Annotated in this window: 22 protein-coding genes and 1 pseudogene; 13 read left to right on the top strand and 10 right to left on the bottom strand. The window is 70.7% G+C overall.

Annotation, left to right across the window (positions count from 1 at the left end; genetic code table 11):
• Positions 1-103 precede the first annotated feature (103 nt).
• Positions 104-1,567: a hypothetical protein gene (locus AS97_RS07600; protein WP_125757389.1), complete on the top strand. Its 1,464-nt coding sequence runs from the start codon at positions 104-106 to the stop codon at positions 1,565-1,567.
• A 135-nt stretch (positions 1,568-1,702) separates the two neighbouring features.
• Here AS97_RS07600 and AS97_RS07595 read toward each other — a convergent pair whose 3' ends face one another.
• Complete coding sequence (locus AS97_RS07595) at positions 1,703-2,224, bottom strand: hypothetical protein (protein ID WP_210564583.1); 522 nt, start codon at positions 2,222-2,224, stop codon at positions 1,703-1,705.
• Between the two features lie 216 nt (positions 2,225-2,440).
• On the opposite strand from AS97_RS07595, the gene AS97_RS07590 reads away from it, so the two are divergent.
• The 3 genes from AS97_RS07590 to AS97_RS07580 all read left to right on the top strand — a co-directional run bounded on the left by AS97_RS07590 (position 2,441) and on the right by AS97_RS07580 (position 5,022).
• Positions 2,441-2,722 (top strand): hypothetical protein, encoded by a 282-nt coding sequence (locus tag AS97_RS07590; protein WP_059142965.1) that lies wholly within the window; start codon positions 2,441-2,443, stop codon positions 2,720-2,722.
• On the top strand, positions 2,715-3,782 hold the full coding sequence (locus AS97_RS07585; RefSeq protein ID WP_125757391.1) for a polyprenyl synthetase family protein: 1,068 nt from the start codon (positions 2,715-2,717) through the stop codon (positions 3,780-3,782). Before AS97_RS07590 ends, AS97_RS07585 begins: the two co-directional genes overlap by 8 nt.
• Positions 3,783-3,858: 76 nt before the next feature.
• Positions 3,859-5,022, top strand: coding sequence for an oxygenase MpaB family protein (locus tag AS97_RS07580; RefSeq protein WP_125757393.1), 1,164 nt, complete (start codon positions 3,859-3,861; stop codon positions 5,020-5,022).
• Between the two features lie 51 nt (positions 5,023-5,073).
• Here AS97_RS07580 and AS97_RS07575 read toward each other — a convergent pair.
• A pseudogene (locus tag AS97_RS07575) lies at positions 5,074-5,244 on the bottom strand (FAD-dependent oxidoreductase); the annotation flags it as partial.
• A gap of 1,013 nt (positions 5,245-6,257) precedes the next feature.
• Between AS97_RS07575 and rph the strand changes: the two are divergent.
• Entirely contained in the window at positions 6,258-8,864 is a 2,607-nt protein-coding gene (gene rph / locus AS97_RS07570) for a rifamycin-inactivating phosphotransferase (RefSeq protein ID WP_125757395.1), read from the top strand.
• 86 nt (positions 8,865-8,950) lie between these two features.
• Here rph and AS97_RS07565 read toward each other — a convergent pair whose 3' ends face one another.
• Together AS97_RS07565 and AS97_RS07560 are read right to left on the bottom strand one after the other, a co-directional pair.
• On the bottom strand, positions 8,951-9,592 hold the full coding sequence (locus AS97_RS07565; protein ID WP_059142961.1) for a CE1759 family FMN reductase: 642 nt from the start codon (positions 9,590-9,592) through the stop codon (positions 8,951-8,953).
• Positions 9,589-10,710, bottom strand: coding sequence for an LLM class flavin-dependent oxidoreductase (locus tag AS97_RS07560; RefSeq protein WP_059143095.1), 1,122 nt, complete (start codon positions 10,708-10,710; stop codon positions 9,589-9,591). The genes AS97_RS07565 and AS97_RS07560 overlap by 4 nt, the downstream gene beginning before the upstream one ends.
• 247 nt (positions 10,711-10,957) lie before the next feature.
• Between AS97_RS07560 and AS97_RS07555 the strand changes: the two genes are divergently transcribed.
• Positions 10,958-11,584 (top strand): RraA family protein, encoded by a 627-nt coding sequence (locus AS97_RS07555; RefSeq protein WP_210564582.1) that lies wholly within the window; start codon positions 10,958-10,960, stop codon positions 11,582-11,584.
• A gap of 64 nt (positions 11,585-11,648) precedes the next feature.
• Here AS97_RS07555 and AS97_RS07550 read toward each other — a convergent pair whose 3' ends face one another.
• Positions 11,649-12,392 carry a flavodoxin family protein gene (locus tag AS97_RS07550; protein ID WP_210564581.1) on the bottom strand — a complete coding sequence of 248 codons (744 nt, stop codon included), beginning with the start codon at positions 12,390-12,392 and terminating at the stop codon, positions 11,649-11,651.
• 252 nt (positions 12,393-12,644) lie between these two features.
• Between AS97_RS07550 and AS97_RS07545 the strand changes: the two genes are divergently transcribed.
• A complete protein-coding gene (locus AS97_RS07545) occupies positions 12,645-13,199 on the top strand; it encodes a dihydrofolate reductase family protein (protein ID WP_197710343.1) in 555 nt (184 codons plus the stop codon).
• A gap of 448 nt (positions 13,200-13,647) precedes the next feature.
• Here AS97_RS07545 and AS97_RS07540 read toward each other — a convergent pair whose 3' ends face one another.
• From AS97_RS07540 to AS97_RS07530, 3 genes are all read right to left on the bottom strand, one after another.
• Positions 13,648-14,388, bottom strand: coding sequence for an alpha/beta hydrolase (locus AS97_RS07540; RefSeq protein WP_210564580.1), 741 nt, complete (start codon positions 14,386-14,388; stop codon positions 13,648-13,650).
• 248 nt (positions 14,389-14,636) lie between these two features.
• Entirely contained in the window at positions 14,637-15,920 is a 1,284-nt protein-coding gene (locus AS97_RS07535) for an MFS transporter (protein WP_059142958.1), read from the bottom strand.
• A 107-nt stretch (positions 15,921-16,027) separates the two neighbouring features.
• Complete coding sequence (locus AS97_RS07530; protein ID WP_059142957.1) at positions 16,028-16,816, bottom strand: DeoR/GlpR family DNA-binding transcription regulator; 789 nt, start codon at positions 16,814-16,816, stop codon at positions 16,028-16,030.
• A 193-nt stretch (positions 16,817-17,009) separates the two neighbouring features.
• Here AS97_RS07530 and AS97_RS07525 point away from each other — a divergent pair, with 193 nt between their 5' ends.
• The 5 genes from AS97_RS07525 to AS97_RS07505 are packed head-to-tail and all read left to right on the top strand — an operon-like array spanning position 17,010 to position 22,415.
• On the top strand, positions 17,010-17,678 hold the full coding sequence (locus AS97_RS07525) for an HAD family phosphatase (RefSeq protein WP_079059230.1): 669 nt from the start codon (positions 17,010-17,012) through the stop codon (positions 17,676-17,678).
• 6 nt (positions 17,679-17,684) lie between these two features.
• Entirely contained in the window at positions 17,685-18,755 is a 1,071-nt protein-coding gene (locus tag AS97_RS07520) for a 2-hydroxyacid dehydrogenase (protein WP_059142956.1), read from the top strand.
• The gene (locus AS97_RS07515) at positions 18,752-20,212 is read left to right on the top strand and encodes an FGGY-family carbohydrate kinase (RefSeq protein WP_210564579.1); all 1,461 of its coding nucleotides are present in this window, start codon (positions 18,752-18,754) and stop codon (positions 20,210-20,212) included. Before AS97_RS07520 ends, AS97_RS07515 begins: the two co-directional genes overlap by 4 nt.
• On the top strand, positions 20,209-21,954 hold the full coding sequence (locus AS97_RS07510) for a dihydroxyacetone kinase family protein (RefSeq protein ID WP_210564578.1): 1,746 nt from the start codon (positions 20,209-20,211) through the stop codon (positions 21,952-21,954). Before AS97_RS07515 ends, AS97_RS07510 begins: the two co-directional genes overlap by 4 nt.
• The gene (locus tag AS97_RS07505) at positions 21,951-22,415 is read left to right on the top strand and encodes a ribose-5-phosphate isomerase (RefSeq protein WP_059142953.1); all 465 of its coding nucleotides are present in this window, start codon (positions 21,951-21,953) and stop codon (positions 22,413-22,415) included. The genes AS97_RS07510 and AS97_RS07505 overlap by 4 nt, the downstream gene beginning before the upstream one ends.
• 74 nt (positions 22,416-22,489) lie before the next feature.
• Here the strand turns inward: AS97_RS07505 and AS97_RS07500 are convergent, their stop codons facing one another.
• Both AS97_RS07500 and AS97_RS07495 read right to left on the bottom strand, forming a co-directional pair.
• A complete protein-coding gene (locus AS97_RS07500; RefSeq protein ID WP_079059229.1) occupies positions 22,490-23,461 on the bottom strand; it encodes a glycoside hydrolase family 16 protein in 972 nt (323 codons plus the stop codon).
• Between the two features lie 408 nt (positions 23,462-23,869).
• Positions 23,870-24,388 (bottom strand): cupin domain-containing protein, encoded by a 519-nt coding sequence (locus AS97_RS07495; protein ID WP_210564577.1) that lies wholly within the window; start codon positions 24,386-24,388, stop codon positions 23,870-23,872.
• Positions 24,389-24,719: 331 nt separating this feature from the next.
• Between AS97_RS07495 and AS97_RS07490 the strand changes: the two genes are divergently transcribed.
• Positions 24,720-25,346, top strand: a complete 627-nt coding sequence (locus tag AS97_RS07490) for an NAD(P)-binding domain-containing protein (RefSeq protein ID WP_059142951.1) — start codon at positions 24,720-24,722, stop codon at positions 25,344-25,346.
• Positions 25,347-25,573: the final 227 nt, after the last annotated feature.

The following is a 25,573-nucleotide window of genomic DNA, read 5'->3' as shown; positions in this document are numbered from 1 at the left end:
ACAATATGAACGCAATGATCGACGGCATGGCGCTCGCCCCCTGCGGTTCCTAGCATCCCCGTGCGCAGCGCAGCTTCGCGCGGAGCACGATAGGAGCCACTCCTTGAACACATCTGACGCGCCCACGCATGTCTCCTGGTGGGCCTCCCACCGCCGACGCCGTCCAGCGGTACTGGCGGCCGTGCTCGCGGCCGTGTCCCTCGGCGCCCTCGGCAACGCACCCACCGGCCACGCCCGGACCACCCAGCCCGAGGCCGCCGCCTGCCCGGCCAAGCTGGCCGGGAAGGCGAACTGCTACACCGGCCAGGACACCAACGGGGCGTACTACACGATCGCGGTGCCCACGCACTGGAACGGATCCCTCGTCGTGCACGCACACGGCGGACCCGATCTCGGCGACTCCTCCGACCCGTCCCGCAGTGTCGACGACCTGGAGCGCTGGGCGGTGATGGTCGACCAGGGATATGCCTGGGCCGGCTCCTCCTACCGCCGCGGTGGCTACGGAACCCGGATGGCCGCCGCCGACACCGAGAACGTACGCCGCCTGTTCCTCGCACGGTTCGGCAAGCCGAAGCGGACGTACATCCACGGCCAGTCCTGGGGCGGCAACGTCGCCGCGAAGGTCGCGGAAACCTACGGCACACAGCCCGGGGCCTACGACGGGGCGCTGCTGACCAGCGGTGTCCTCGGCGGCGGCTCGCGCGGCTACGACTACCGCGTCGACCTGCGGGTGGTCTACCAGTACTACTGCCACAACCATCCCCGGCCGACGGAGCCGCAATACCCGCTGTGGCAGGGGCTGCGCCCGGACTCCACCCTGACGAACACCGGGCTCCGCGCCCGTCTGCAGGAGTGCACCGGCTACGCGTCCGACCCCGCGGACCGGACCGCGGCGCAGCAGCGCAACCTCGACGACATCCTCGCCGTCACCCGCGTCCCGGAGCGCTCACTCGCATCGCATCTGCAGTTCTCGACCTTCACCTTCCGGGACATCGTGTGGAACCGGCTCGGCGGCCGTAATCCGTTCGGCAACCGGGGTGTGTGGTACTCGGGTTCACACGACGACGAGGCGCTCAACGCGGGTGTCGAGCGGTTCTCGGCCGATCCCGCCGCCCGCCGCGACCTCTCCTACGACAGCGACCTCACCGGCAGGGTTTCCCTTCCGGTCCTCACCCTGCACGCGATCGACGACCCGACGGCCTTCGTGGAGCACGAGGCGGCCTACCGGGCCACTCTCCGGGGTGTCGGCCGGGGCGGAAACCTCGTCCAGACGTTCACCAAGGAGACCGAGCACAGTGCGTTGAGCGACTCCGAGTACGCCAACTCGATCTCGGCGCTGGACACGTGGGTGCGCTCCGGCCGTAAGCCGACCCCGTCCTCGATCGCGGCCTCCTGCGGTGCCTTCGACGAGATCTACGGAAGCGGTTGCTTCTACGACTCCGCCTTCCACCCCTCGCCCTACGCCTCGCGGGTCCGTCCCCGGCCGGGCGGGCTCGGCTGGCCCGCCATGACCGCGGCGCAGGAGCGGGCGTGGAGCAGGATCGACGGTGTGGGGATCGCCCCCTGACGGGCCCGGCCCACCGGGGTCGGCTCCCTGCGGCCGGCCCCGGCCCCGGCCCCGTCCCCGGCCCCGTCCCCGACCCCGGTCACTGGACCCCGGAGCGTGGCGAATCGGGCGTGGTGCCCGGTCGCCGCGCCACGATCAGCGGCGGCGCTGGGCGGCCGTCCGCCGTGCGGGCCTTCTCGCCCACGCCGCCGGCTCGCAGGTCCAGCCGACGGTGAGGCTGCCGCCGTCGGGCAGCGCGTGCCAGCGCTCGGCGTATTCGTCCATCCGCGCCACAATGCGCTCCGCCACCGGGTCCGGGGTCCAGCCGTACAGCCACGGCGGCGGCGCCGCACGCTGCCCGCGCCGCAGCTCCCACAGCATCAGGCAGGCGCCGGCGAGCCCCTCCGAGCGGCCCATGCCCGCGCTTGCCCGCGGCGTCGGCTTCCGCGTCTTCTCACGGCGCCGGGCGCGCCCTCGTTCGGCCGGCTCGGCGGGCCAGAAGAAGCCGAGCTCGCCCGCGGCCAGCCGGCCGTGGACCCCGCCGCGCAGCCCGCCTCCTACGTCCGGATCCGCGGCCGTGTGGTGCGGGTGACCACCGAGGGAGCGGCCGAACACAGCGAGGCGCTCGCGCAGAAGTACCTCGGTGGGCCCTACCCATGGTTCGGTGGCCGCGATCAAGTCCGGGTGCTCTATGTGATCCAGCCGGAACGGATCAGCAGCCCCCGCGGCTAGGGGGGTGCGCCGGGCCGTGATCGCCCGGCCCCTGACGGAAGGAGCAGTCCGTACGCACGAGCGATGCCGTCACTCGATCGTGAGTTGTTCCCTTCATATGCCCGGTGTGATGCCACGCTGGCCAGCACGGCGTGTGACCGGCGGCTGAGGGTGGGGGATGGGATGGCGCAAGGCACGGGACGACGCGGGGGACTGGACGAGCGGGCGGTGCTGCTGGCGGCCGGGCTGGCCGATCTGGCGGTGAGCACGCTGGGTTCGGTGCTGGGGGCGGCGCGGGGGTTGCTGCGCCGCTCGGATGCCGCGGAGCTGGCGGCGGAGGCCGAGCACGATCTGATGGCACGCGGGCGCCTGGCGCTGGATCGGCATACCGCGGCCGTCCCCCCGGCCCACCTGGAGATTCTCGCCCGGCACGCGCTGGCCCGGCGGGCCGCCGGCGATGTCTGATCGGTGGGGGTCCGACCGCTGGAGGCCGGTCGCGTTCAAGACCCGCGTCGACGAGGTGCTGCACGGCTTCGTCGCCCAGGAGGCCGAGCAGTTATCGGCGATCGACCCGGCCCTGGGCCCCGTGGCCGGGCAGTTGGAGGCGGCAGTCGCCGACGGCAAGCGGCTGCGGGCGGCGTTCTGCTACTGGGGCTGGCGCGCGGTGGGGCAGCCGGACAGCGATGCGCTTGTGCGGGCGGCGGCCTCGATGGAGCTGGTGCATGCCGCCGCGGTGGTGCATGACGATCTCATCGACGACAGTCCGCTGCGGCATGGCCGGCCCACGGCGCATATCGCCCTGCGCGCCGCCGTACGCCGTCGGCCGCGTGCCGTCGCCGCCGCCAGGTCGCTGGCGATGCTGGTGGGCGACCTGCTGATGTCGCTGGCCGGGCAGCTGTTCGCCACCAGCGGTCTGCCCGCCGCGTACCTGGCACGGGCCCGCCCGCTGTGGTCGGTGCTGGCCCGGGAGCTGATCGCGGGGGAGTGCCTGGAGATCCTGCGGACCGGGGCCGATCCGGACACCACGGCGTCGCTGAAGGTGATCCGGTACAAGACCGCCAAGTACACCGTCGAGCAGCCCCTGTTGATCGGTGGCGCCCTGGCCGGGGCCGGCCGGCGGCTGCGCGAGGGCTACTCCGCGTACGGGTTGCCGCTGGGCGAGGCGTTCCAGCTCCGGGACGACCTGCTCGGCCTGTTCGGAGACCCGGAACGCACCGGCAAGGAAAACGCCGACGATGTGCGCGGCCACCGGCCCACGGCTCTGCTGGCGGAGACCTGGCGCATCGCCGGTGACGGTGAGCGGGAGCGGCTGAGCGCCCTCCTCGGCCGACGCGATCTGGATGCGGAGGGTCTGGACGTGGTCCGCGAGGTGATGTCCCGGCTGAAGGCCCCGGACCGTATCGAGGCCATGATCACCGCGCGGGTCGAGGAGGCCCTCGACGCCCTGCACGAGCTGGACACACCCCCGTACGCCGCCGCTGCCCTGACCGCGCTGGCGCGTTCGGCGGCGGTCCGCCTGTCCTGACCCCCCCCGCACAGGCGGGACGGCCGCCGCTCCCGCCTGTGTCGTGGACGACCCGTCAATGACAAGGAGTCCCGTCATGACCTACACCGAGGCATCGATGGACGCCCTGCGGCAGGCCGGTGACGAACTCGCCGACGCCACCGTCGCCACCCTCTTCGAGCGCGGGGAGGTGGGGAAGTTCAACACCCTGATGCGCTATGTCTCCACCGTCGGCGCTCCCTTGCCGGACGGGCTGCCCGATGTCGCCCGCGAGTACCTTCGGGCCACCAGCGCCCCGCCGGCCTGGGTGGACTGGGGGGAGATGGAGAAGGCCCGGCTGTTCTTCATCGACAACAACGTGCACATCTCCACCGCGCTGTCCTTCGCCTCCATGCCCGCGTGCTACCTCGTCCCGCAGGTGGCCAAGCTGCTGTCGGCCACCCACGGGCTGAAGTACCCCTCCAAACGCATGGCGGAGACCGGCCAGTTCACCGTCTATCTGATGCAGCCCGGCGCCTTCGAGGCCGGCAGCCGCTTCATCCCCGCCGCCCAGAAGGTCCGCCTGCTGCACGCCTCCATCCGCCACCACCTGAGGCGGGAGAACCACTGGGACACCGACGCGCTCGGGACGCCGATCTGCCAGGAGGACATGATCGGCGGGCAGATGTTCTTCTCCCTGCTGGTCCTGGACAGCCTGCACCGCCTCGGCATCCACATGTCGACGGAGGGCGCGGAGGCGTATTACTACGCCTGGCGCGTGGTCGGAGCCATGCTCGGCGTCGACCAGGACGTCGTCCCCACGACTCTCGACGACGCCCGCCGGTTCCTCGACCTGTACATGGTCCGGCACATGGGGCCGACGGAGGAAGGCGCGCATCTGACCCGGCAGCTCATCGACCTCTACGAGGAGGTCGTGCCCGGGACCTTCTTCGACCCGATCGTCTCCGCCCTCATCCGCCACCTTGTCGGCGACACCTGCGCCGACTGGCTCCAGGTGTCGCGCACCCCCTGGGACACCGTCGTCAAGGCCGTGCCCCACCTTCTCGGTGTACTGGAGACCATCGAGGACCGCTCCCCGCTCGGGGCCTGGGCGCTGGACCGCCTCGGCCACCTCACCACCATCCTCGAACTGTCCTCCCTCACCCGCGGACGCGTGATGCACTACGCCATCCCCGAGCAGCTCAAGAAGGACTACGGCATCCCCGGCACGGTGCCCCGCACCCACCGGTGGACCCCGCCTGCCGCCACCGTCTCCCCGTGATCCGCGCACGCCACCTTCGACGGCGCGCGCGAAGGGCACGGGGGAGCTACCTCAAGCACCGGGGCTGCCGAACCACTGGACCGCGGCCCGCTCGAACGCCTCACGGTCCGGGTGGCGCTCACCTGCCCAGGCGACGACGCCGTCCGGCCGGACGAGCACGGCGCCTGACCCGAGGTCGTCTCTCGCCTTCCCGGCCGCGTACCGCACCCGGCTCTCCCAGCCATCGCTGAACCGTGCAGGCATCGGTTCAGCACCGCGCACGGGCACCCGGCAGGCCGCTCACGGCGGCGTGCCGGGGACGGGCGGACGGCCGTACGCCGCCGTGATCGCGGTCGCGCTCGCCGCGCCGTCCGATGCGGGCGTGGACGGCGAACGTCAGGCGCCGGCCTGATACGCGCCGCCCTGATGGAGGCGCTGCCCTGATGCGGGGATCCGAGGGCGGGTGCGCGAAGACCGCGGGATGGACGGGAGTGCGCCTCGCGTCAACCGGGCGCGGCGTACGAGATCGGTTGGCGACTGGCCGCGCGGACGGCCCTGACCCGGGCCGATCCGGCGTGGCTGCGCCGTGCGGCGCAGCTCGCGGCGGACGGCGCCGCACCCTTCGACGTTCACTCGCGGGGAGTCGGCCGGCCCATGGCGTCGAACACGGCGACGGGGTTGCGGCAGTCGCGCCAGTGCGTGATCTCTCGGTCCTTGATCGTGACGATGGAGACGAAGTGGTTGTCGTAGGCGGGCGCGGTGCTGACCGCTTGACCGCGGACCGCGTATGCGAGGACGACGACCGACGCTTCGCGGTCCCGTGGACGGCCAGTTCGTCGGAGCCGTGCAGGACCATCGCTTCCCCGTGGCCGCGGGAGTGCTCGGCGCCCATGTGGCTCGTGTCTGTGAAGGGGACACCGTGCCGGGGAACGCTGGGTGCCGACCGATCCGAGCTACGGCGACCGTCTACGCGGTGCGTCGCCGCTTCGCGGAGAAGCTGGTCGGTTCCCATGGACGGCAAAGGCAAAGGCAAGGAGAAACACTCTCTCCTTGCCACTTTCAACATATAGCGCGCCGGGGGGCTTGCCGCAAGCCCCGGGGCATGGCGCACAATCGTCGGCCGATGCCACAACCTGCGGAAATGGGGGCACGACGTACGTGTGTTGTTGTCGACGTATGGGGGACGCGATGACGTCGGACCAGCGGTGGGACCGGCTCGCGGTGCGGCCGAGCACGGCTGCCCCGGAGGTCTCGCGATGAGTGAGCGGTACGTGTTGGATCTCCGCGAGGTTGCCGAGACGCAGGTCGCGGTCGTCGGGGGCAAGGGCGGGCACCTGGGCGGGCTGTCGCGGATCGAGGGCATCCGGGTGCCGGATGGCTTCTGCGTGACGACGGACGCCTTCCGGCGGATCATGGCGGAAGTGCCGTCGATCGACGATCAGCTCGATCAGTTGTCGCGCGTGAACCCGGACGACCGGGAGGCGATCCGCACGCTCAGCGCGCGGATTCGTCGGACCATCGAAGGGATTGCGATCCCGGGCGATCTCGCGGGGGCGATCACCCGCGCGCTCGGCCGGCACGGCGAACAAGCCGCCTACGCCGTCCGGTCCAGCGCGACGGCGGAGGATCTGCCGACGGCCTCCTTCGCCGGCCAGCAGGACACGTACCTGAACGTCGTGGGGCCGACGGCGATCCTCCAGCACATCAGCCGGTGCTGGGCCTCGCTGTTCACCGAGCGGGCGGTGACCTATCGTCGGCGCGGCGGCATCGACCACCGTACGGTCCACATGGCCGTGGTCGTGCAGCGGATGGTCTTCCCGGATGCGGCCGGCATCCTGTTCACGGCCGACCCCGTCACGGGCAACCGTAAGGTCGCCACCGTGGACGCCGGCTTCGGGCTCGGCGAGGCTCTGGTCTCCGGCCTGGTGAACCCGGACGTCTTCACGGTGCGACACGGCGAAATCGTCGCCAGGACGATCGCCGCCAAACAGCGTGCCGTCCACGCCCTGCCGGACGGCGGTACGCGGGAAGCGGCGATCGACGCGCGGCGGCAGGAGCAGCCGGCGCTGACGGACGCGCAGGTCGTGCGGCTCGTGGAACTCGGGCGGCGGATCGAAGCACACTTCGGCCGCCCGCAGGACATCGAATGGTGCCTGGTCGACGATGACTTCCAGATCGTCCAGAGCCGGCCGATCACGACACTGTTCCCCATCCCCGAGAGCGGCGACCAGGAGAATCACGTCTACCTCTCGGTGGGCCATCAGCAGATGATGACCGACCCCATGAAGCCCCTGGGGATCTCCGTATGGCAGCTGACGGCCATGGCGCCGATGCACGAGGCCGGCGGGAGGCTGTTCGTCGACGCCACCCGGCGCCTGGCCTCGCCCGCGAGCCGCGCCGCCCTCCTGGACGTCGTGGGCAGAGGCGATCCGCTGATCAGGGACGCTCTGGAGACCGTCCTCGAACGCGATGATTTCGTCCCGTCACTCCCGGACGCGGGTCCCGGCGGGCCCCCGGCCCGCGGCGCGTCCGCTCCGATCGAGACCGATCCGGCCATCGTCACCGGGCTGATCGAGCGCAGCCGGACGTCCATCGCCGCCCTGGAGCGCGATATCCGGACGAAGACCGGACCGGCGCTGTTCGACTTCCTGCGGGAGGCCTTCGAGGAGCACAAGCGCGTCCTCACGGATCCGCTGAGCATGCAGGCGATCATGGCGGGGATGGAGGCCACGTGGTGGCTCAACGACACGCTGCGGGAGTGGCTGGGCGAGAAGAACGCGGCCGACACGCTCACGCTGTCCGCCCCCGACAACGTCACATCGGAGATGGGACTGGCGCTGCTCGACGTCGCGGATGTGATCCGCCCGCATCCGGAGGTGGTGGCGTTCCTGCGGGGCGTCGAGTCCATCGAGGACGACGCCTTCCTGGACGAGCTGGCGAAGGTCGCGGGCGGGGCCGAAGCGCGCGACGCCATCGAGTCCTACCTCGACCGGTACGGCATGCGCTGCGTCGGCGAGATCGACATCACGAGGCCACGGTGGCGCGAACGCCCCACCACGCTCGTGCCCGTGATTCTCGACAACGTCAGGAACTTCGAGCCGGGCGCCGCCGGGCGGCGCTTCGAGCAAGGGCGGCAGAAGGCGCGGGAGAAGGAACGGGACGTACTGTCACGCTTGCGGGCCCTGCCGGACGGAGACCGGAAAGCCGACGAGGCCAAGCGGATGATCGACCGGGTCAGAACCTTCATCGGGTACCGGGAGTACCCCAAGTACGGCATCATCAGCCGCTACTTCGTCTACAAGCGGGCCCTGCTGGCGGAGGCCGAGCGCCTCGTGGAGGCAGGTGTGCTTCCTGAACAGGAGGACATCTTCTACCTCACGTTCCAGGAACTCCACGACGTCGTGCGCTCGCACCAGGTGGATGACCGGCTCATCCAGCGGCGCAAGGACGCGTTCCGGTCGTACCACGCGCTCACCCCGCCCCGGGTGCTCACCTCGGACGGTGAGGCCGTCACCGGGGCGTACCGGCGCGACGACGCGCCGGCCGGCGCCCTGATCGGCCTGCCGGTTTCCGCCGGGACCATCGAGGGACGGGCCCGCGTCATCCTCGATATGGGGGAGGCCGATCTCGAGGCGGGCGACATCCTGGTCACCGCCTTCACGGACCCGAGCTGGTCGCCGCTGTTCGTCGGAATCGCGGGCCTGGTGACGGAGGTGGGTGGCCTGATGACCCATGGCGCGGTGATCGCCCGGGAGTACGGCTTGCCGGCCGTCGTGGGAGTGGAGCGGGCCACCCGGCTGATCCGGGACGGGCAGCGGATCCGCGTGCACGGAACCGACGGGTACGTCGAGATCCTGCCCTGACCGGCCACCCCGAGCAGCACCCACGGCACATCCATCGGTCGGGAGGCGTCGAGTGGGACAGCCTCCCGGCCCTTGGCCTTTGCGCTTCATGTCGGATCCGTCGGCCGGCCGGGTCCCACGCCGGTCGTGTCGCCGAGCAGCCGCTGCATGGAGGCGAGGTCTTCGTCCGCCGGTTCGCGACGTACCCGTGGACCGCAGGCCCGCAGCAGACGGGAGAAGTCGGCCGCGGCGTCGGTGATGCGTTCCGCCAGGGCGGCGCCTGTCGGGGAGCCGAAATCGCTGGTGGCGGCGTAAACGGCACGGGGGGAGACGATCGCGTGCAGATAGGTGAGCATCGGGCGCAGCGCGTGTTCGAGGACCAGCGAGTGCCGCTCGGTTCCGCCCGTCGCGCCGATGAGGACGGGCAGGTCCGAAAGCGTCTGTTCCGGCAGTACATCGAAGAAGGACTTGAACAGCCCGCTGAAGGAGGCGTTGAAGGCGGGTGTGACGGCGATGATGCCGTCGGCGTCGGCGACCGTGCGGAAGGCGGATTCCAGTTCGTCCTTGGTGAAACCCGTCAGCATCGCGTCCATGATGAGGTGGCCCAGAGGACGGAGTTCCACGAATGACGCCTCGACCTGTTCGCCGTGTTGTTCGAGTTCCCTGGTCACAGCCGTCGCCAGCCGGTCCGCGAGGAGCCGCGTCGAGGACGGCTCGCGCAGACCGCCGGTGATGATCGCCAATTTCATCGCGCTTCCGGTCCCTCTTCCTCGTCGGACGGCGGCTTTTCCTCGCTCCTACGGGCGCGGAGCAGGGACTCGTGCGTCGGGGCCGGCGGGACGTCGGCCGGCCTGCCGACGGCGAACTCCTTGCGGAGCACCGGCACCACTTCCTCACCGAGCAGATCGAGCTGTTCGAGCACCGTTTTGAGGGGGAGACCGGCGTGGTCGACGAGGAAGAGCTGGCGCTGGTAGTCGCCGGTGTAGTCGCGGAAACCCAGCGTGCGCTCGATGACCTGGGCCGGTGAGCCGACCGTCAACGGCGTGAGCGTCGTGAAGTCCTCCAGGGAGGGGCCGTGTCCGTAGACCGGGGCATTGTCGAAGTACGGCCGGAACTCGTCGACCGCCTCCTGGCTGTTGCGTCGCATGAACACCTGCCCACCCAGGCCGACGATGGCCTGTTCCGGGGCGCCGTGACCGTAGTGCGCGAAGCGTCGGCGGTACATCCGCACCATCGACTGCGTATGGGAGGTGGGCCAGAAGATGTGGTTGGCGAAGAATCCGTCCCCGAAATAGGCCGCCAGCTCCGCCACTTCGGGAGTGCGGATGGAGCCGTGCCAGACGAAGGGCGGGATGTCGTCCAGTGGCCGTGGCACCAGAGTGAAGCCCTGGAGGGCGGAACGCAGCTTGCCCTCCCAGTCCACCACCTCCTCGCGCCACAGGCGGCGCAGCAGACCGTAGTGCTCGACGGTCAGGGGGACGGCTTGGCGGATGTCCTGCCCGAACCACGGATAGACGGGCCCGGTGTTTCCTCGTCCCAGCATGACGTCCGTACGACCGCCGGACAGGTGCTGGAGCACGCTGAAGTCCTCGGCAATCTTGACCGGGTCGTTGGTCGTGATCAGCGTGGTCGAGGTCGACAGGATGATGCGCTCGGTCTGCCCGGCGATATAGCCGAGCAGCGTCGTCGGCGAGGAGGGTACGAAGGGCGGGTTGTGGTGCTCGCCGGTGGCGAAGACGTCGAGTCCGGCCTCCTCGGCCTTGCGCGCGATGGCGACGGTGGCCCGGATGCGCTCCGCCTCGGTGGGGGCGGTCCCGGTCGTGGGGTCGGTCGTGACGTCACCGACCGTGAAGATGCCGAATTGCATCCCCGGTGCTTCGGACGAGTCCATGCGGAACTCCCTCCGGATCTGATGTCCGGGTTATTCGCAATTCTCCCAGTCTTGCGACCGCCATGCAAAAACGTGTGCCTGCCGGGGAGGGGCTGGTCGTCCCCGGTGTTCCGCGCCTCGTCGCCGAGCTGCCACGGTGTGGACGGGTGACTAGCATGGGCCACATGATGTGTCCGGTATAGAGGGAATCGTCGGGTGTTGTGGTGAGAGGGAGGAAGCGACGGTGGCCAGCGATCTGAAACCCGTGCCCGACCGCGTGTCCTGCGCATCGCTGGTCGACGCCATGGGCCGGGTCCACGGTCACCGGGCGCATATCGTCGGCCTCGTCAGCCCCGCGCCACGCAAGCTGTTCGGGCCGGCCGCCACGATTACCTATCTGCCCTACCGCGACGACATCCCGCACGCCGAGTTCGGCGATCTCTTCGGCCAGGCGGTGGGCGACCGTCCGGCGGGCACCGTGCTGGTGCTGTCCAGTGGAGGCTATTCCGACGTATCCCACGGCGGTGGAACGAAGCTCTCCAGGCTCGAACACACCCATGCCGCCGGAGTCCTGGCGGACGGGCGGCTGCGCGACTTCGACCAACTGGGCGCCTACGGCTTCGCGACCTGGTGCCGGGGAGAGGCGACTCGGTGGGGCGGCGACATCGCCATGCCCTATGCTGTCAACGTCGCGGTGGAAGTGGGTGGCGTATGCGTGGTCCCCGGGGACTATGTCTACGCCGACGCCAGCGGTGCGGTCGTGATCCCGGGCGGAAGCCTGCGACGGGTGATCGACGAAGCGCTGAAGGTCGAGGCCGAGGATGCCCGCACTGCGGAGGGGATCCTCGGCGAGTACCGGCCGCCCTCGTGAGGTACCGATTCTCGTCGAGAGGCCGGGCCGGTCGGCGGCCCTCTCGGAGAGATCCTCGGCAACCTCAGCGGTAGTCGGGGTTGGGGTAGTCGAAGCGGCAGCCCGCTTCCCATTCGGAGCGCTGGTTGCCGTGGGCGGGGATGCCGTCGGCACGCTTGAGCATGGCCCCCAGATGCATCAGGTTCCAGGTCATGAAGGCGGTGTTGCGGTTGGTGAAGTCGTTCTCCGGGCCGCCCGAATTCGGGTCCAGATACGACGGCCCCGGTCCCACCGCGCCGATCCAGCCCGCGTCGGCCTGGGGCGGGATGGTGTAGCCGAGGTGCTGGAGGCTGTAGAGGACGTTCATCGCGCAGTGCTTCACACCGTCCTCGTTGCCTGTGATCAGGCAGCCGCCGATGCGTCCGTAAAAGGCGTACTGGCCCCTGTCGTTGAGCAGGCTCGAGCAGGCGTAGAGACGTTCGATCACCCGCTTGGTCACCGAGCTGTTGTCACCGAGCCAGATCGGCCCCGCCAGCACGAGGATGTCCGCCGCCATCACCCGCTCGTAGAGCGTCGGCCAGGCGTCGGTGGCGAATCCGTGTTCGGTCATGTCCGGGTAGATGCCCGTCGCGATGTCGTGGTCGACGGCCCGGAACTCGTCCGTGGTGACCCCGTGCGCGTCCATGATCGCGCGACTTCTGTCGATCAGCCCCTGGGTGTTGCTCCGCTGCGGAGACGGTTTGAGGGTGCAGTTGACGTACAGGGCGGTCAGGTCGTCGAAGCGGTACGCGTCATCGGTCGGGGTGGCGGTGGATGGCGACGCTGCCATGGGGGCTCCTCGTAAGGGACTGCTGGCCCGGCGGGCCGGGCCAGGCTCAGCAGCATCTCGCGAAGATCGCCGTTTGGCAGGGAGCGACACCAGGGACAGCCGGAGGGAAGGCGGGCGCCCCGGCGGACCGGCGCCACGGTTGCCAACGGCGTCGCCGGACCGATGAGTTCTCTCGCTCCGACCGGTCTGCACTCTCGACACGTCGACCACGCGACGACACGTCGACCACGCGACAACGACCGGCAAGGAGCAATGACCGTGCGGAAGATCATCGAGCAGGCGGTAATCACCCTGGACGGCCAGATCAGCACGCCCCAGGACTGGCTCCCCACGCGGTGGGCCGGCGAGTTCGAGCAGCTGTCCAGGGACCTGCTCTTCTCCGTCGACGCGCTCCTCTACGGGCGGGTCAGTTACGAGAACCACGCCGAGGTGTGGCCGACCATGGAGGAGGCGTTCGGCGACTACGCGGTCCGGATGAACACCATCCCCAAGCACGTGGCGTCGCGCACCCTCACCGAGGTGAAGTGGAACGCCACGCTGCTCGGGGACGACGTCGTCGACGCCGTACGCAAGCTGAAGGAACAGCCGGGCGGCGACATCCTCAAGGTCGGCACCGGCGGCTCGTTCAGCCGGACACTGCTCGAGCACGGGCTGGTCGACGAGTATCTGTTCTGGCTGTTCCCGGTCATCGCCGGCAGCGGCGAACGGCTCTACGACGGGATCGACACCACGGACTTCGACCTGATCGACGTCAAGCGGCTCACCAACGGCGTCCTCGGCCTCACCTATGTCCCGACCGCCCGCTGACACCACCGTGCCCTGCCGCGCGACGGCACCGAGAGCAGCCATCCGAGCGCGTACAGGTCGCTGCGCGGCTCCGGGAAACCGCGGGCCTGCTCAGGGGCCATGTACAGGGGCGTGCCCACGATGACGCGCTGGCCGCTACGGGCTCGTCCGACGACGACCGCAGGGCGGGCTGCGCGGTGCTGGGCAAAGCGCTCAGCTCGCCGGACACGTCGCCGTGCGGGGAGGTACGGGGATGAGTACGCGCGCAGTGTTCCGGCGCGAGGGCGAGCGGGGTCGGGGTGCCGCGCCGCCCCGATCAGCCGGTACCGCCGATGGTCGGTACCGCCGCGATCGGGGCGGTGGTACGGGTGCCGACCACCGCTCATGGAAGAGGGCCGGGGCCTGTCCTCGATGAGCGGTGTGCCGGCCGACATCAACTACTGTCTGCTGCCGGTCTGACGGCCCGGGCTCACTTCAGATGTCGGGTGAAGAACTGGGCCGCGGCGTCTCCCGCGAACTGCGGGACACCGGTGTGCCCGCCCATGTTGGCGTGCAGGGACTTCTCCTTGGAACTGAAGGCGTCGAACAGGTCCAGGGCCGCCTGCCGGTCGTTGCCTTCGTCGTCCCACTGCAGCAGGACGTGCAGGGGAATAGTGACCTGCCGGGCCTCCTCGAACATGGCGCGAGGCACGAAACTCCCGGCGAAGAGACCGGCGGCCACGATGCGCGGTTCGACTGCCGCCAGTCGGACGCCGATGGAGATCACTCCCCCCGAGTACCCGACCGGGCCGCCGATCTCGGGCAGCGAAAGGAGGGCGTCCAGGGCGGCCTGCCATTCCGGGACTGCCTTTTCGACCAGCGGGAGGATGAAGGCGTCGACGATCTCGTCGCTGACCGTCTCGCCGGCCTCCACCGCCCGGCGCAGGTCGGCGCGGGCCTGCTCGGCGGCGGGCCAACGGGGCCGGTCGCCGCTTCCGGGGAGCTCGATGGTGGCCGTGGCGAAGCCTTCCGCCGCGGAGTGCTGGGCCCGGGCCACCAGTCGGGGGTACATCTTGCGCAGCCCGAGGGGAGCGGGGCCGAGCAGGATCAGCGGCACCGGTGCGGAGGTGGACGCGGAGGCGGGCGTCCACAGGATGCCGGGGATGCCGCCGAGGGTGAATTCGCGCTCGAGGACGCCGTCGTCGAGGCGCTGTTCGGAAGTGAATTGCACGGTCGTGCCTTTCGGGAGGGCTCTGAAACGGCGCTCCCGGACGACCTATCGCCCGACCGTGACCCCGGAGGGGAGCACCCATGTCGATACTGTGTCCACGGGTACCACCTCCTCGTTTTCTCGCACGGCCTCCAGAAACGTAGCAGTGGCCGCTGTGGTCCCCCAACGGGTTTTTGCCACACCCGCCCGGCCCGGCCGCTCTCGTGGTGCGGCGGGCCGGTGTGCGGGTGCCCCCGGCGCGGCGGGGTTCAGGCGGACGTGGTGGTCGAGGCCGGGTCCGTACGGGGCTGCCGGCCGGTCGTCGTGTCCAGGGCCGGGGGCTTGTCACCCCGTTCCTCGGGGAGCTTCAGCAGGAGCGTCAGCACGAAGGCGACCAGGTAGAGGGCGAGGAAGATCAGGGTGACTCCGCCGGCGCCGACGAGGGGGAAGAAGAGGCTGGCGAGTGCCGGGCCGACGAAGGCCGCACCGCCCGCGCCCAGGTTGAGCAGGGCCATCGAACCGCCCTTGTTCTCGGGTGCCATCGACGGGATGAGCGCCGAGATGGGGACGAATCCGGCGAGGGTGGCGCCGTAGAACATGCCCGCGAGCACCGCGACCCAGTAGTAGTCCGCGCCGAGCCAGGTCGGTACGAAGTACAGCGTCGTGACGCTGATCGCGCAGCCCAGCGCGCCGAAGCCGGCGATGGTCGTGCGCCAGCCGATGCGGTCGGAGAGGACGCCGAAGATGAGGTTGAAGAAGATGTTGGTGCCGTAGATGATCGCCAGCAGCTGGAGCCACTTGTCCTCGCCGAAGCCGATGTCGTCGGAGAAGATCCGCGGCAGGTACACCAGCATGCCGAACTCCGGGGCCGTGTTGATGACCCGGACCAGGCAGCCCACCAGCACGCGCGGATGGGTCCAGATGATGGAGACGGAGTTGAGCAGGCTCTGGCCGGTGGTGACCTCCGGCGGTGCCATCCGGTCGCCGCCGGGCCGCCTGCGGGCGCCGACCAGGGCGATGGCGCCGCCGAGGAGGATGAGGGCGAGCGCCGACCAGAGCGTGCCCAGGCGGCCGAACGAGGGGATCGTCAGGCTCGACCACAGCGAGCCGAGGGTGGGCAGGCCGCCGGTGAAGGCGAAGTAGAACCATCCGACCGCGGTGCCCAGCCGGGCCTTCGGCGCAGTGTTGGTGATCCAGACGAGGAAGCCGAACGCGAAGAGCGGGTAGCCGAAGCCCCGGATGCCGTAGAAGAGCAACATCAGCGGGTAGTTCTCGGTACCCAGCGCGAAGAGCAGGTACGCGGCGTCGAAGACGGCCCAAATCGCCAGGCCCGTCCACATCACCCGGCGTGGCCCCCACACCTGGCAGAGCGCACCGGAGAACCACGACGCCAGCATGACGGCGATGCCGTACACCGTGATGACGTAGCCGGCCCGTACGTCCGTCGACGCACCGTGGTCGGCCATGTACGGGGCGATGAACCCGGCTTCGACACCATCGCCGATCATGAACAGGAGTACGCCCAGATAGCCCAGGATCAAGGGTTTCGGCATCGCTCGACCTCCACTCTGCGGTGATGTAAGGAGTACGACCGCAGATACTCAAGTGCGCCGAGAGAAATATCAAGAGTCTTGGTAAAGATAACGGGATCGAGTGGTAACTACTCCGCCTCGATGACCCGCACATCCGTCAGCTCCCGCATCTCCCGCACCAGCTCCTCGTCCACCGGGCCGGTCAGCAGGACATGGTCGAAGGAGTCCACGCCCTCCAGCCGGTGCAGCGCGCGACGGCCCACCTTGCTGTGGTCCATGAGCAGCACGCTGGTCGCGCCCGCCTGCCGGGTCGCCCGCTTGATGCTGACGATCTCCTGCTCCTGATGGAACGTCATGCCGGCGGTCATCGCGGAGGTGGAGAGCACGCTCAGATCGACGGAGATGCCGCCGATCATGTCCATCGCCGGCAGGCCGATCCATGAGTCATGGGTGCGTGAGTACTCGCCGCCCACGCAGATCAGCCGGATGCCCTCGGCGCCCCTCAGCTCCTCGGTGATCTGGCGGTAGTTGGTCACCACGGTCAGCGGCCCCACCTCGGGCAACAGCCGCGCCAGGGCCAGCGCCGAGGTCGAGTCGTCCAGCATCACCGACATCCCCGGGGCCACGAACGGCAGGGCGGCGCGGGCCAGGGCCCGCTTCTCGTCGGTGTGCGCGTGCAGCCGGAAGTCCGAACTGGACTCGAAGACCATCGAGGGCTGCGCGGAGACGCCGCCGTGGTACTTGCGCAGGATGCCGCGGTCCGCCAGCTCGGCGATGTCCCGGTGGACCGTCATCAGGCTGACGCCGGTCAGCTCGACCAGTTCGGCGACGGTGGCGTCCCCCCGGGCCAGAACGTGGTCGACGATCAGTTGGTGCCGCTGCTGCCGCGCGCCGCGCGACGACGGGGGAGTAGTCATGCCCCCATCCTGCCGTGTTCGTTTCTCACATAGAACCAGTGACAACTCACGCAGCCAATGTTAATTTCGCTGTGCCGGACACCGCCGGGTGCAACGGGCACCGCCGGGTGCAACGGGCACCGCGAGGTGCAACAGACACCCCTCGGTGTTCCGGCACAGCCAGAGATCATCAGCCAGGAGATCAGGGGTACGCATGGCCGACGCAGTGGTCTTCGACATGGACGGCGTACTGGTGGAGAGCGAGCATCTGTGGGAAGAGCTGTGGGCCGCGTACGCCGCCGCACGCGGCCGTCAGTGGGGTCCGGAACAAACGCGCGACGTCCAGGGGATGAGCGCCCCCGAGTGGGCCGCGTACCTCACCCGGTTCTGCGGGGCGGGTGACTCCGCGGCCGGCACCGAGGAGGTCGTCGTCGACGGCATGGTCCAGGCGCTGGCGGACGGCCGCATCGGCCTGCTGCCCGGAGCGCGAGAGATGATCACCGCCACGGCCGAGCTCGCGCCCATCGCGCTCGCCTCCTCCGCGCCGCGCCGGGTCATCGACGCCGTCCTCGTCCACCATGGTGTCGACCACCACTTCAAGGCGACCGTCTCCAGCGCCGAGGTGGAGCGCGGAAAGCCGAGCCCGGACGTCTATCTGGCCGCCGCCCGCGCCCTCGGCGTGGACCCGGAGCGCTGTCTGGCGGTGGAGGACTCCAGCAACGGACTGCGCGCCGCCGCGGCCGCCGGGATGACCGTGGTGGCCATTCCCAATCCGCAGTACCCACCCGCCGAGGACGCCCTCGCGGCCGCCGCCTACCGTTCTGCGGACCACCATGCCGTACGTGACTTCCTGCTCAGCAGGCTCGACACCCGAGGGGAGTGACCCGACATGACCGCGGTCCTGGTATCCGGCGATGACTTCATCGCCCCCGAGCTCTTCTCCGCCGCTCTGAGCGAGAGCCTGCCCTCCGCCGGGCTGAGCTTCCGCACGCTGCGCACCCGCTGGCCGAACGAACCCTTCGGGCCGGTGGGCGCCGACGGACCGGGAAACGGCGGTGTGAAGGAGGCCAGTGGCACCGAGGAGCAGGTGCTGGAGGCGCTCGGTGACGCGAGTGTCGCCCTGACCCAGATGGCTCCCTTCACCTCCCGTGTCATCCGCGAGTCGCCCCATCTGAAGTTCATCGGCGTGGCCCGCGGCGGCCCGGTCAACGTGGACCTGGCCGCCGCCACCGCCGCCGGGATACCCGTCACCTTCACACCGGGCCGCAACGCCGCCGCTGCCGCCGAATTCACCATCGGCCTGATGCTCGCCGCCATGCGCCACCTCACCTTCGCCGACGCGGCCCTCAAGGAGGGCACGTGGCGCGGTGACTACTACGCGTACGAGAACGCGGGGCTGGAGCTCGACGGAGCCACCGTCGGACTCGTCGGGTACGGGGCCATCGGCTCGATCGTGGCCCGTGTGCTGCGTGCCTTCGGCGCACACGTCCTGGTCTCCGATCCGTACACGGACCCGGCCCGGGCGCGGGCCGACGGTGTCGAGCTCACCTCCCTGGACGACCTGCTGCGGCGCAGCTCCGTCGTGAGCCTGCACGCCCGCGTCACCCCCGAGACCCGGCATCTGCTGAACGCCGGCAACCTCGCGCTCCTGCCCGAGGGCGCCGTCCTCGTCAACTCGGCCCGCGGCGAGCTGCTCGACTACGCCCCGCTCCCCGGCCTGCTGGAGTCCGGGCGGCTCGGCGCGCTCGCCCTGGACGTCTACGACATCGAGCCGCCCCCGGCCGACTGGCCGCTGCACAAGGCCCCCCATGTCATCACCACGCCACATCTGGCGGGATCCACCCGGCAGACCGCCGACCGGGCCGCCCGGATCACCGCCGCCGAGGCCGCCCGCTTCCTACGCGGCGAACCGCTGCGGCACGTGGCCAATCCGGAGGTGCTGACCGGGAGCCGGCCATGATCGTCGGAGTCGACATCGGCACCTCGGTCACCAAAGCCCAGCTCATCTCCCGCGACGGCCGGACCACCCCCGCCCACGAGGCCCGCAGCACCGTCTACACCCTGCCCGGACACCGCGTCGAGCAGGACCTGGACGATGTCGTGGGCACCGTGGAGACCGTCGTACGGGCGGCGCTCGCCGACGCCGCGCAGCTGGGCGACGAACCGGCCGAGGCCCTGGCCCTCACCGGGCAGGGCGACGGCCTGTGGCTGCGCGACGCCACGGGCGCCCCCGTCGGCCGCGCGCTGTCCTGGATGGACGGCCGGGCCGCGGACCGGCTGGACCGGTGGACCGCCGACGGCACCCTGCACGCCCTGCACCGGGGCACCGGCGTCGGTCTCTTCCCCGGCTCCGCGGCACCCCTGCTGGCGCATCTGGCCGAGCACGAGCCGGAGCGGCTGGCGGCAGCCCACGTCGCCGGATACTGCGTGGACGCCGTCGTACAGCGGCTGACCGGCGCCGTGACCGTCGATGTCTCCGACGCCTCGCAGCCGTTCCTCGACGTCGCCACCCGCACCTACGACGAGACCGCGCTCGAGCTGTGCGGACTGTCCGCACACCGCCGGCTGCTGCCGGACCCGGCGCCGCCCGGCACCCTGCACCGGCTGCTGCCCGACGCCGCCCAGCGGCTGGGCCTGCCCGCGGGGCTGCCGGTCTCCGCCGGCCCGTTCGACATTCCGGCCTGCGCCTTCGGCTCGGGAGTGGCCGAACCGGGCGAGGGCAACCTGATCATCGGCACCACCCTCGCCGCCCAGGTCCTCGACACCGAGCCGCGCCCGGCCATCGCCGAGGACCCGGCCGGGATGCTGCTGGCGACCCCGTACGAGGGCCGCTACCTGCGGGTCATGCCCGCCATGATCGGCACCGCGGGTCTGGACTGGCTGCTGAAACTGCTCGATGTGAAGATCGAGGCGCTGGACGCGCTGCTCGTCCAGTCCCCGCCCGGCGCCTCGGGCGTCACCGCGCTGCCGTTCCTGTCCGCCAGCGGCGAGCGCGCACCCTTCGTCGACCCGCGGGCCCGTGGCCGCCTCGACGGACTGTCCCCGCTGGCCGGCCGCGCCGACCTGGTACGGGCGCTGTGCGAGGCCGTCGCCTACTCGGCGCGGCACTGCATGGAAGCCCTCGGCGTCACCCGCACCGTCACCGCCTGCGGCGGTGGCGCGCGCTCCGGGGAGTGGGCGCGCATCTTCGCCGGTGTCCTCGGGGGTGACCTGGAGGTCTGCGACGACGCCGTGGGCATCCGCGGTGCGGCCCACGTCGCCTGGCGCTCCCTGGGCACGCCGGTCGACCCCGGCGCCTGGCGCGCCCGCCTCCGTACCGTGACCGCCGAGCGCGGGCTGATCGACCACTACGCCGAGGGCTACGCCGCCTACCGCCACGCCCTCGATATCGCACGCGAAGGCTGGAGCACCCGATGACCAGGCTCTTCAACGACCCTGCCCGGTTCACCGACGACATGATCACCGGGTTCGCCGCCGCCCATCCGGAACACGTACGGGCCGTGCCCGGCGGTGTGGTGCGCGCCCGCCCCACCCGTACGGGGAAGGTGGCCGTCCTCACCGGTGGCGGCTCCGGCCACTATCCCGCCTTCTGCGGTGTCGTCGGCCCCGGATTCGCCGACGGCTCGGTCATCGGCGATGTGTTCACCTCGCCGTCGGCCGCCCGCGCCCGCTCGGTCGCCGAGGCGGCGGAGGCGGGCGGCGGTGTCCTCTTCCTGTTCGGCAACTACGCCGGGGACGTGATGAACTTCGGCCTCGCGGCACGGCAGTTGGCGGACGGCGGCACTCCCGCCCGCTGCTTCGCCGTCACCGATGACATCGCCTCCGCCCCCGCCGACCAGACGGCGCGGCGGCGGGGCATCGCGGGCGGCTTCGTCGTCTTCAAGACCGCGTCGGCGGCCGCCGAGGAAGGTGCCCCACTGGACGAGGTCCTCCGCGTGGCCGAGCGCACCAACGCCCGTACCCGCACGCTCGGAGTGGCCTTCGACGGCTGCACCCTGCCGGGCTCCGACGCGCCCCTGTTCACCGTTCCCGAGGGCCGCCTGGGCCTCGGCCTCGGCATCCACGGCGAACCGGGGGTCAGCGAGGACACCCTGGGCACCGCCGAGGACCTGGCCCGCGCCCTGGTGACCGGGCTGCTGGCGGACCGGCCCGCGGACACGGACGGCGAGGGCCGTGTCGCGGTCGTCCTCAACGGCCTCGGTGCCACGAAGTACGAGGAGCTGTACGTGCTGTGGGGCGCCGTGGCCCGGCGGCTGGACGAGGCGGGGCTCACGCCCGTACGCCCCGAGGTCGGCGAACTGGTCACCAGTCTCGACATGGCCGGTTGTTCCCTGACCCTGAGCTGGCTGGACGACGAGCTGGAACGCCTGTGGCGCGCACCGGCCGACACCCCGGCCTTCCGCCGGGGGACACCGCGGGAACCCCTGGTGGACGCCGCCGCCGAACGGCCCGCGGCCGCCCCGCGCCGAACGGAGCGGTCCGCCGCCACGGCGTCCGGCGCGGCCGTCGAGGTCGCGGAGCTTTCCGTCCACGCACTGCGCGCCGCCCGCGACGTACTGCACCGGGACGCGGAGGCCCTGGGCAGGCTGGACGCGGTGGCGGGCGACGGCGATCACGGCCGTGGCATGTGCAAGGGCGTCGACGCGGCACTGGCGGCCGCCGAAAAGGCGCACGCCGATCGGCTCGCCCCTGCGGCGGTGCTGGCCGCCGCCGGCGATGCCTGGGCGGCGGAGGCCGGGGGCACCTCGGGTGCGCTGTGGGGCGTGGCGCTGCGCGCCATCGGCGCCGCACTGCCGGCCGACCGGGCGCCGGGGCGCGAGGAGCTGGCGTCCGCCGCCACGGCCGCGCTCACCGCCGTCACCTCGCTCGGCGGGGCCGAGGTGGGCGACAAGACCCTGGTCGACGCTCTCGCGCCGTTCGCCACCGCCTTCGCGACGCGGCTGCGGACCGAAGACCCGGTGGCCGAGGCGTACGCGTCCGCCGTGGCACTAGCCCGTACGGCCGCCGAGGACACCGCGGGGCTGCGCCCCCGCTTGGGCCGCGCCCGTCCCCTCGCCGACCGCAGCGTGGGCACCCCCGATCCCGGGGCCACCTCACTCGCCGCCGTACTGACCGCGGTGGCCACCCTCCACACGACGACAGGAAGCGATCCCGTATGACCACCGCGAACGCGTTCCGGATCGTCGTCGGCTGTGACGACGCCGGATACGACTACAAGGAAGCCCTCAAGCGGGATCTGCTGGCCGACCCCAGGGTCGCTGAGGTCATCGACGTCGGCGTGGGCAGCGACGAGCACACCGCCTATCCGCATGTCGCGGTGGAAGCGGCCCGCCGCGTCGCCGAGGGCACCGCCGACCGCGCCCTCCTGGTGTGTGGCACCGGCCTCGGCGTGGCCATCAGCGCCAACAAGGTCCCCGGCATCCGGGCGGTCACCGCCCACGACAGCTATTCCGTGCGCCGCTCGGTCCTCAGCAACAACGCCCAGGTGCTCTGCTTCGGCCAGCGCGTCATCGGCCTGGAGCTTGCCCGTTCGCTCACCGACGACTGGCTGGCGCAGAGCTTCGACGAGACCTCCCCGTCGGCGGAGAAGGTCGCCGCGATCCGGAGCTATGAGGGCTAGGACAGCCCGACAACGCCGGGCTCCACGACCACAACCGGATCGTGGAGCCCGACGTACGGGAAGCCGTGTCGTCGCTACTGGCTCACCTTGACGGAGAACCAGTCCACGCTCATTCCCTCACCGGAGGTGGTGTCCGCCGCCGGCGAGGTGCAGCCGCAGACCTTGTTCGGGTAGGAGCCGCCGACCGCGACATTGAAGATGGCGAAGAACCCGTGGTCGACCGCCTTCTTCCAGGTCTCGGCGGACACCTGGTTCTGCTTCACCGTGAAGGTTTCCTTGCCGTCGCGGTAGAAGCGCAGCTGCTCGGCGGAGGTGTCGGTGCGATCCACGATCACGGAGTACGTGTGGTAGTCGGTCTGGCAGCCGTCGCACGGCAGCAGGTCGCTGGTGATCCCGTCCGGGTCGTGGCACTCACCGGCCCACTCCCCGCAGTGGAAGGTGTTCGAGTGCTTGCTCAGCCCGTTGACGTCCTCCATGATGTCCAGCTCGCCGATGCTCGGCCAGTTGGTGGCTCCGGTCGGACGGGCGTCGGCGCCCATGGCCCAGAAGGCGGGCCAAATTCCGAGGGCCTTCTCGGGGTTGGGCTGCTTGAGCGAGGCGCTGATCTCCAACTGCCCACCGGCCGGGGCCTCGAAGTCGGTGCGCTGGGTCTCCACCCGGCCGGAGGTCCACTTCCCGGAACCGTCCCGGATCGGCTTGATCACCATGTGACCCTCGCCGTCGTGGTAGACGTTCTCGGTGGAGTCCGTGACCGACTCGACCTCACCGGTGCCCCAGTTCGCGGCGCCGCCCGGGTAACCGGTGCCGATGTCGTACAGCCAGTCGTTCTTGTTCAGGCCGGTGCCCGCCGCCCCGTCGAAGTCGTCCTGGAAGACGGTGGTCCACTCGGCCGCGGCGGTGGGTTCGCCCGCGGCGGCGGTGTGGGAGGACACGGTGAGAGCCAGCAGTCCGGTCAGCGGAAGCGACAGGGCGGCCACGAAGGCCAGCGCGCGTCGTCGGCGGCGGGGCTTGGCCTCCGCCGTCGTGCGTGAGGTGATCCTGAACATGTGGGGGGCTGCTTTCGTCCGAAGGAACGTCGGTGACGGGGTGTGCGAGCCCCCGTAGCCCGCTCCTGGCGTGGGGTGTGGCGGAGGCTGGGCTACGGGGACTCGGGCACAGGGACAGCGCGAGCGCCATCGGGTCGAGAGAGCGCTCACACAGAACGACTGTCTTGGACCCTGCCCTTGCCGGTCAAGAGCCATGCAGAGTTCAGGAGTTGAACGCAAGCCCGTTGCTCGACCACGACCTCGCGGAAGTATCGTTCACACCACTTCAGAATTGGAGACATACACGGGGTGCCGGTACCCGCGCGCGCCAACTCTTGACGGCACCCCAGGGGGGAACCCACCCTCGCTGGACATCACTCGGCCACCGATGGCCACGCTGATCGACGTGGTGAGCGACGGTGTCCCGGACTACTCCGTCCCGGGGTCGAAGTCCTCCACGAAGTAGCTGTCGTGCCGGATGCGAAACCGCTTGAGTTCCTCGCCGCCGCGCTGGGTCATCTCCGCGACCCGCTCGAAGTACTCCTCGCGCGGGGCGCCCGGGGCGAAGAGCAGGAGCATGGAGGTGGGCTCGTCCGACACGTTCTTGAACGCGTGCAGGCCACCGACCGGTACGTACAGGAAGTCGCCCTCGCGGCCCGTGATCCACTTCTCGCCGTTGTAGAGCTCCAGCTTGCCCGAGAGGATGTAGAACGACTCGGAGATGGACTTGTGGAAATGGGTCTTGGGCCCGCCGGACCGTGGACCCATCTCCACCTTGTACAGGCCGAATTCGCCGCCGGTCGACTCGCTCGTGGCGAGGTAGTGGGTCGAGCCGCCGGGTGAGGAGAGGTCCGGCGGGGTGCCGGCCGGGCGGAAGGCCGCGTTCACTTCACCCCTGTCGCCGTGGTAGCGAGGCTCCGGGTATTCGAGGTCTTCCGGGTAGGACATGAGGTGTTCCTTTCAGCAGGTCTCCACTGGCATGATGGCTCCGCCCCGAGAAGGCCGCATCGGGCGTCCGGATGACGTTGGCGGCGTTGAAACGGGGCCGGAGACCTAGGCCCGTCTCGTCAGCCGGGACCGCGGTCCGCCCTCCCCGTGGGACTCGACGCGCGCCGGGCCCGCTCGCTCCCGCTCTCGTCCGCGGTATACGCGGGACGCGCGCCGGGCCCGCTGGCTCCCGCTCCCGTCCGCGGTATACGCGGGGAAGTGGCTGCTTGACCCGCGGGGCGGGGGTTACCCGGTGGGTGGCCCACCCGTGGACGAGGAAGGGGAGCACGCCGTGCGCATCGGAATCATCGGAGCGGGCCGCATCGGCTCGACGCTGGCCCGCCACTTCGCCGCGATCGGCTACGACGTGGCGATCGCCAATTCCCGCGGCCCGGACACCCTTGCCGACCTGGTGGCCGACATCGGCGGCCCGATCCGCGCGGTGACCGCCGAGGAGGCGGCGCGGTTCGGCGAGGCAGTGGTCGTGTCCATCCCCTACGGCCGCTACCAGGAGCTGCCGACCGAGCCGCTGCGCGGCAAGGTCGTGATCGACACCTGCAACTACTACCCCGAACGGGACGGACACGACCCGGAGCTCGACAGCGACGCCACCACCTCCAGCGAGAAGATCCAGGCTCACACCGGCGCCAACCTGGTCAAGGCGTTCAACGCGATCTACTGGGAGAACCTCCGCGACCACGCCCGCCCCCAGGGCGCCTCCGACCGGGTGGCGATCCCGCTGTCCGGCAACGACGAGGAGGCCAAGGCCGCGGTGGCCGGGCTGATCCGCGACATCGGCTTCGCCGCCGTGGACGCCGGACACCTGGGCGAGGGCGGCCGCAAGCACCAGCCGGGCAGTCGCGTCTACGCCACCGAGATGTCGTCCGCCGAGACCAGCGCCCTGCTGCACGTCGCCTGAGACTCACCGCCCCACATCGGGCTGTTCCTCTCGATCTCCTTTTCCATGGTGGGGAGCGGCCCCGCCGGCCACGGCCGCGGCACTCCGCGGAACGTCGGCGTGCTCGACCAGCCGGGCCCGCCCCTGGCCATCAGCTGGACCGTCTGCGCCGTTCCGCCCATCGGGATGCTCGCCTACCTCGCCGTCGGCTGGCGGCGCGACAAGCCCTCCGAGCAGGTGGCCACACT

This window comes from Streptomyces sp. AgN23, from assembly GCF_001598115.1.
Lineage (GTDB): Bacteria > Actinomycetota > Actinomycetes > Streptomycetales > Streptomycetaceae > Streptomyces > Streptomyces antimycoticus.
This window is presented reverse-complemented; position numbering and strand designations above follow the sequence as displayed.

Bases quoted from the DNA above. Each gene is read 5' to 3' on its own strand.
- AS97_RS07590 (WP_059142965.1), top strand. From the start codon at position 2,441: ATGGCGCAAGGCACGGGACGACGCGGGGGACTGGACGAGCGGGCGGTG.
- AS97_RS07585 (WP_125757391.1), top strand. From the start codon at position 2,715: ATGTCTGATCGGTGGGGGTCCGACCGCTGGAGGCCGGTCGCGTTCAAG.
- AS97_RS07580 (WP_125757393.1), top strand. From the start codon at position 3,859: ATGACCTACACCGAGGCATCGATGGACGCCCTGCGGCAGGCCGGTGAC.
- rph (WP_125757395.1), top strand. From the start codon at position 6,258: ATGAGTGAGCGGTACGTGTTGGATCTCCGCGAGGTTGCCGAGACGCAG.
- AS97_RS07565 (WP_059142961.1), bottom strand. From the start codon at position 9,592: ATGAAATTGGCGATCATCACCGGCGGTCTGCGCGAGCCGTCCTCGACG.
- AS97_RS07560 (WP_059143095.1), bottom strand. From the start codon at position 10,710: ATGCAATTCGGCATCTTCACGGTCGGTGACGTCACGACCGACCCCACG.
- AS97_RS07550 (WP_210564581.1), bottom strand. From the start codon at position 12,392: ATGGCAGCGTCGCCATCCACCGCCACCCCGACCGATGACGCGTACCGC.
- AS97_RS07545 (WP_197710343.1), top strand. From the start codon at position 12,645: ATGACCGTGCGGAAGATCATCGAGCAGGCGGTAATCACCCTGGACGGC.
- AS97_RS07535 (WP_059142958.1), bottom strand. From the start codon at position 15,920: ATGCCGAAACCCTTGATCCTGGGCTATCTGGGCGTACTCCTGTTCATG.
- AS97_RS07530 (WP_059142957.1), bottom strand. From the start codon at position 16,816: ATGACTACTCCCCCGTCGTCGCGCGGCGCGCGGCAGCAGCGGCACCAA.
- AS97_RS07525 (WP_079059230.1), top strand. From the start codon at position 17,010: ATGGCCGACGCAGTGGTCTTCGACATGGACGGCGTACTGGTGGAGAGC.
- AS97_RS07520 (WP_059142956.1), top strand. From the start codon at position 17,685: ATGACCGCGGTCCTGGTATCCGGCGATGACTTCATCGCCCCCGAGCTC.
- AS97_RS07515 (WP_210564579.1), top strand. From the start codon at position 18,752: ATGATCGTCGGAGTCGACATCGGCACCTCGGTCACCAAAGCCCAGCTC.
- AS97_RS07510 (WP_210564578.1), top strand. From the start codon at position 20,209: ATGACCAGGCTCTTCAACGACCCTGCCCGGTTCACCGACGACATGATC.
- AS97_RS07505 (WP_059142953.1), top strand. From the start codon at position 21,951: ATGACCACCGCGAACGCGTTCCGGATCGTCGTCGGCTGTGACGACGCC.
- AS97_RS07500 (WP_079059229.1), bottom strand. From the start codon at position 23,461: ATGTTCAGGATCACCTCACGCACGACGGCGGAGGCCAAGCCCCGCCGC.
- AS97_RS07495 (WP_210564577.1), bottom strand. From the start codon at position 24,388: ATGTCCTACCCGGAAGACCTCGAATACCCGGAGCCTCGCTACCACGGC.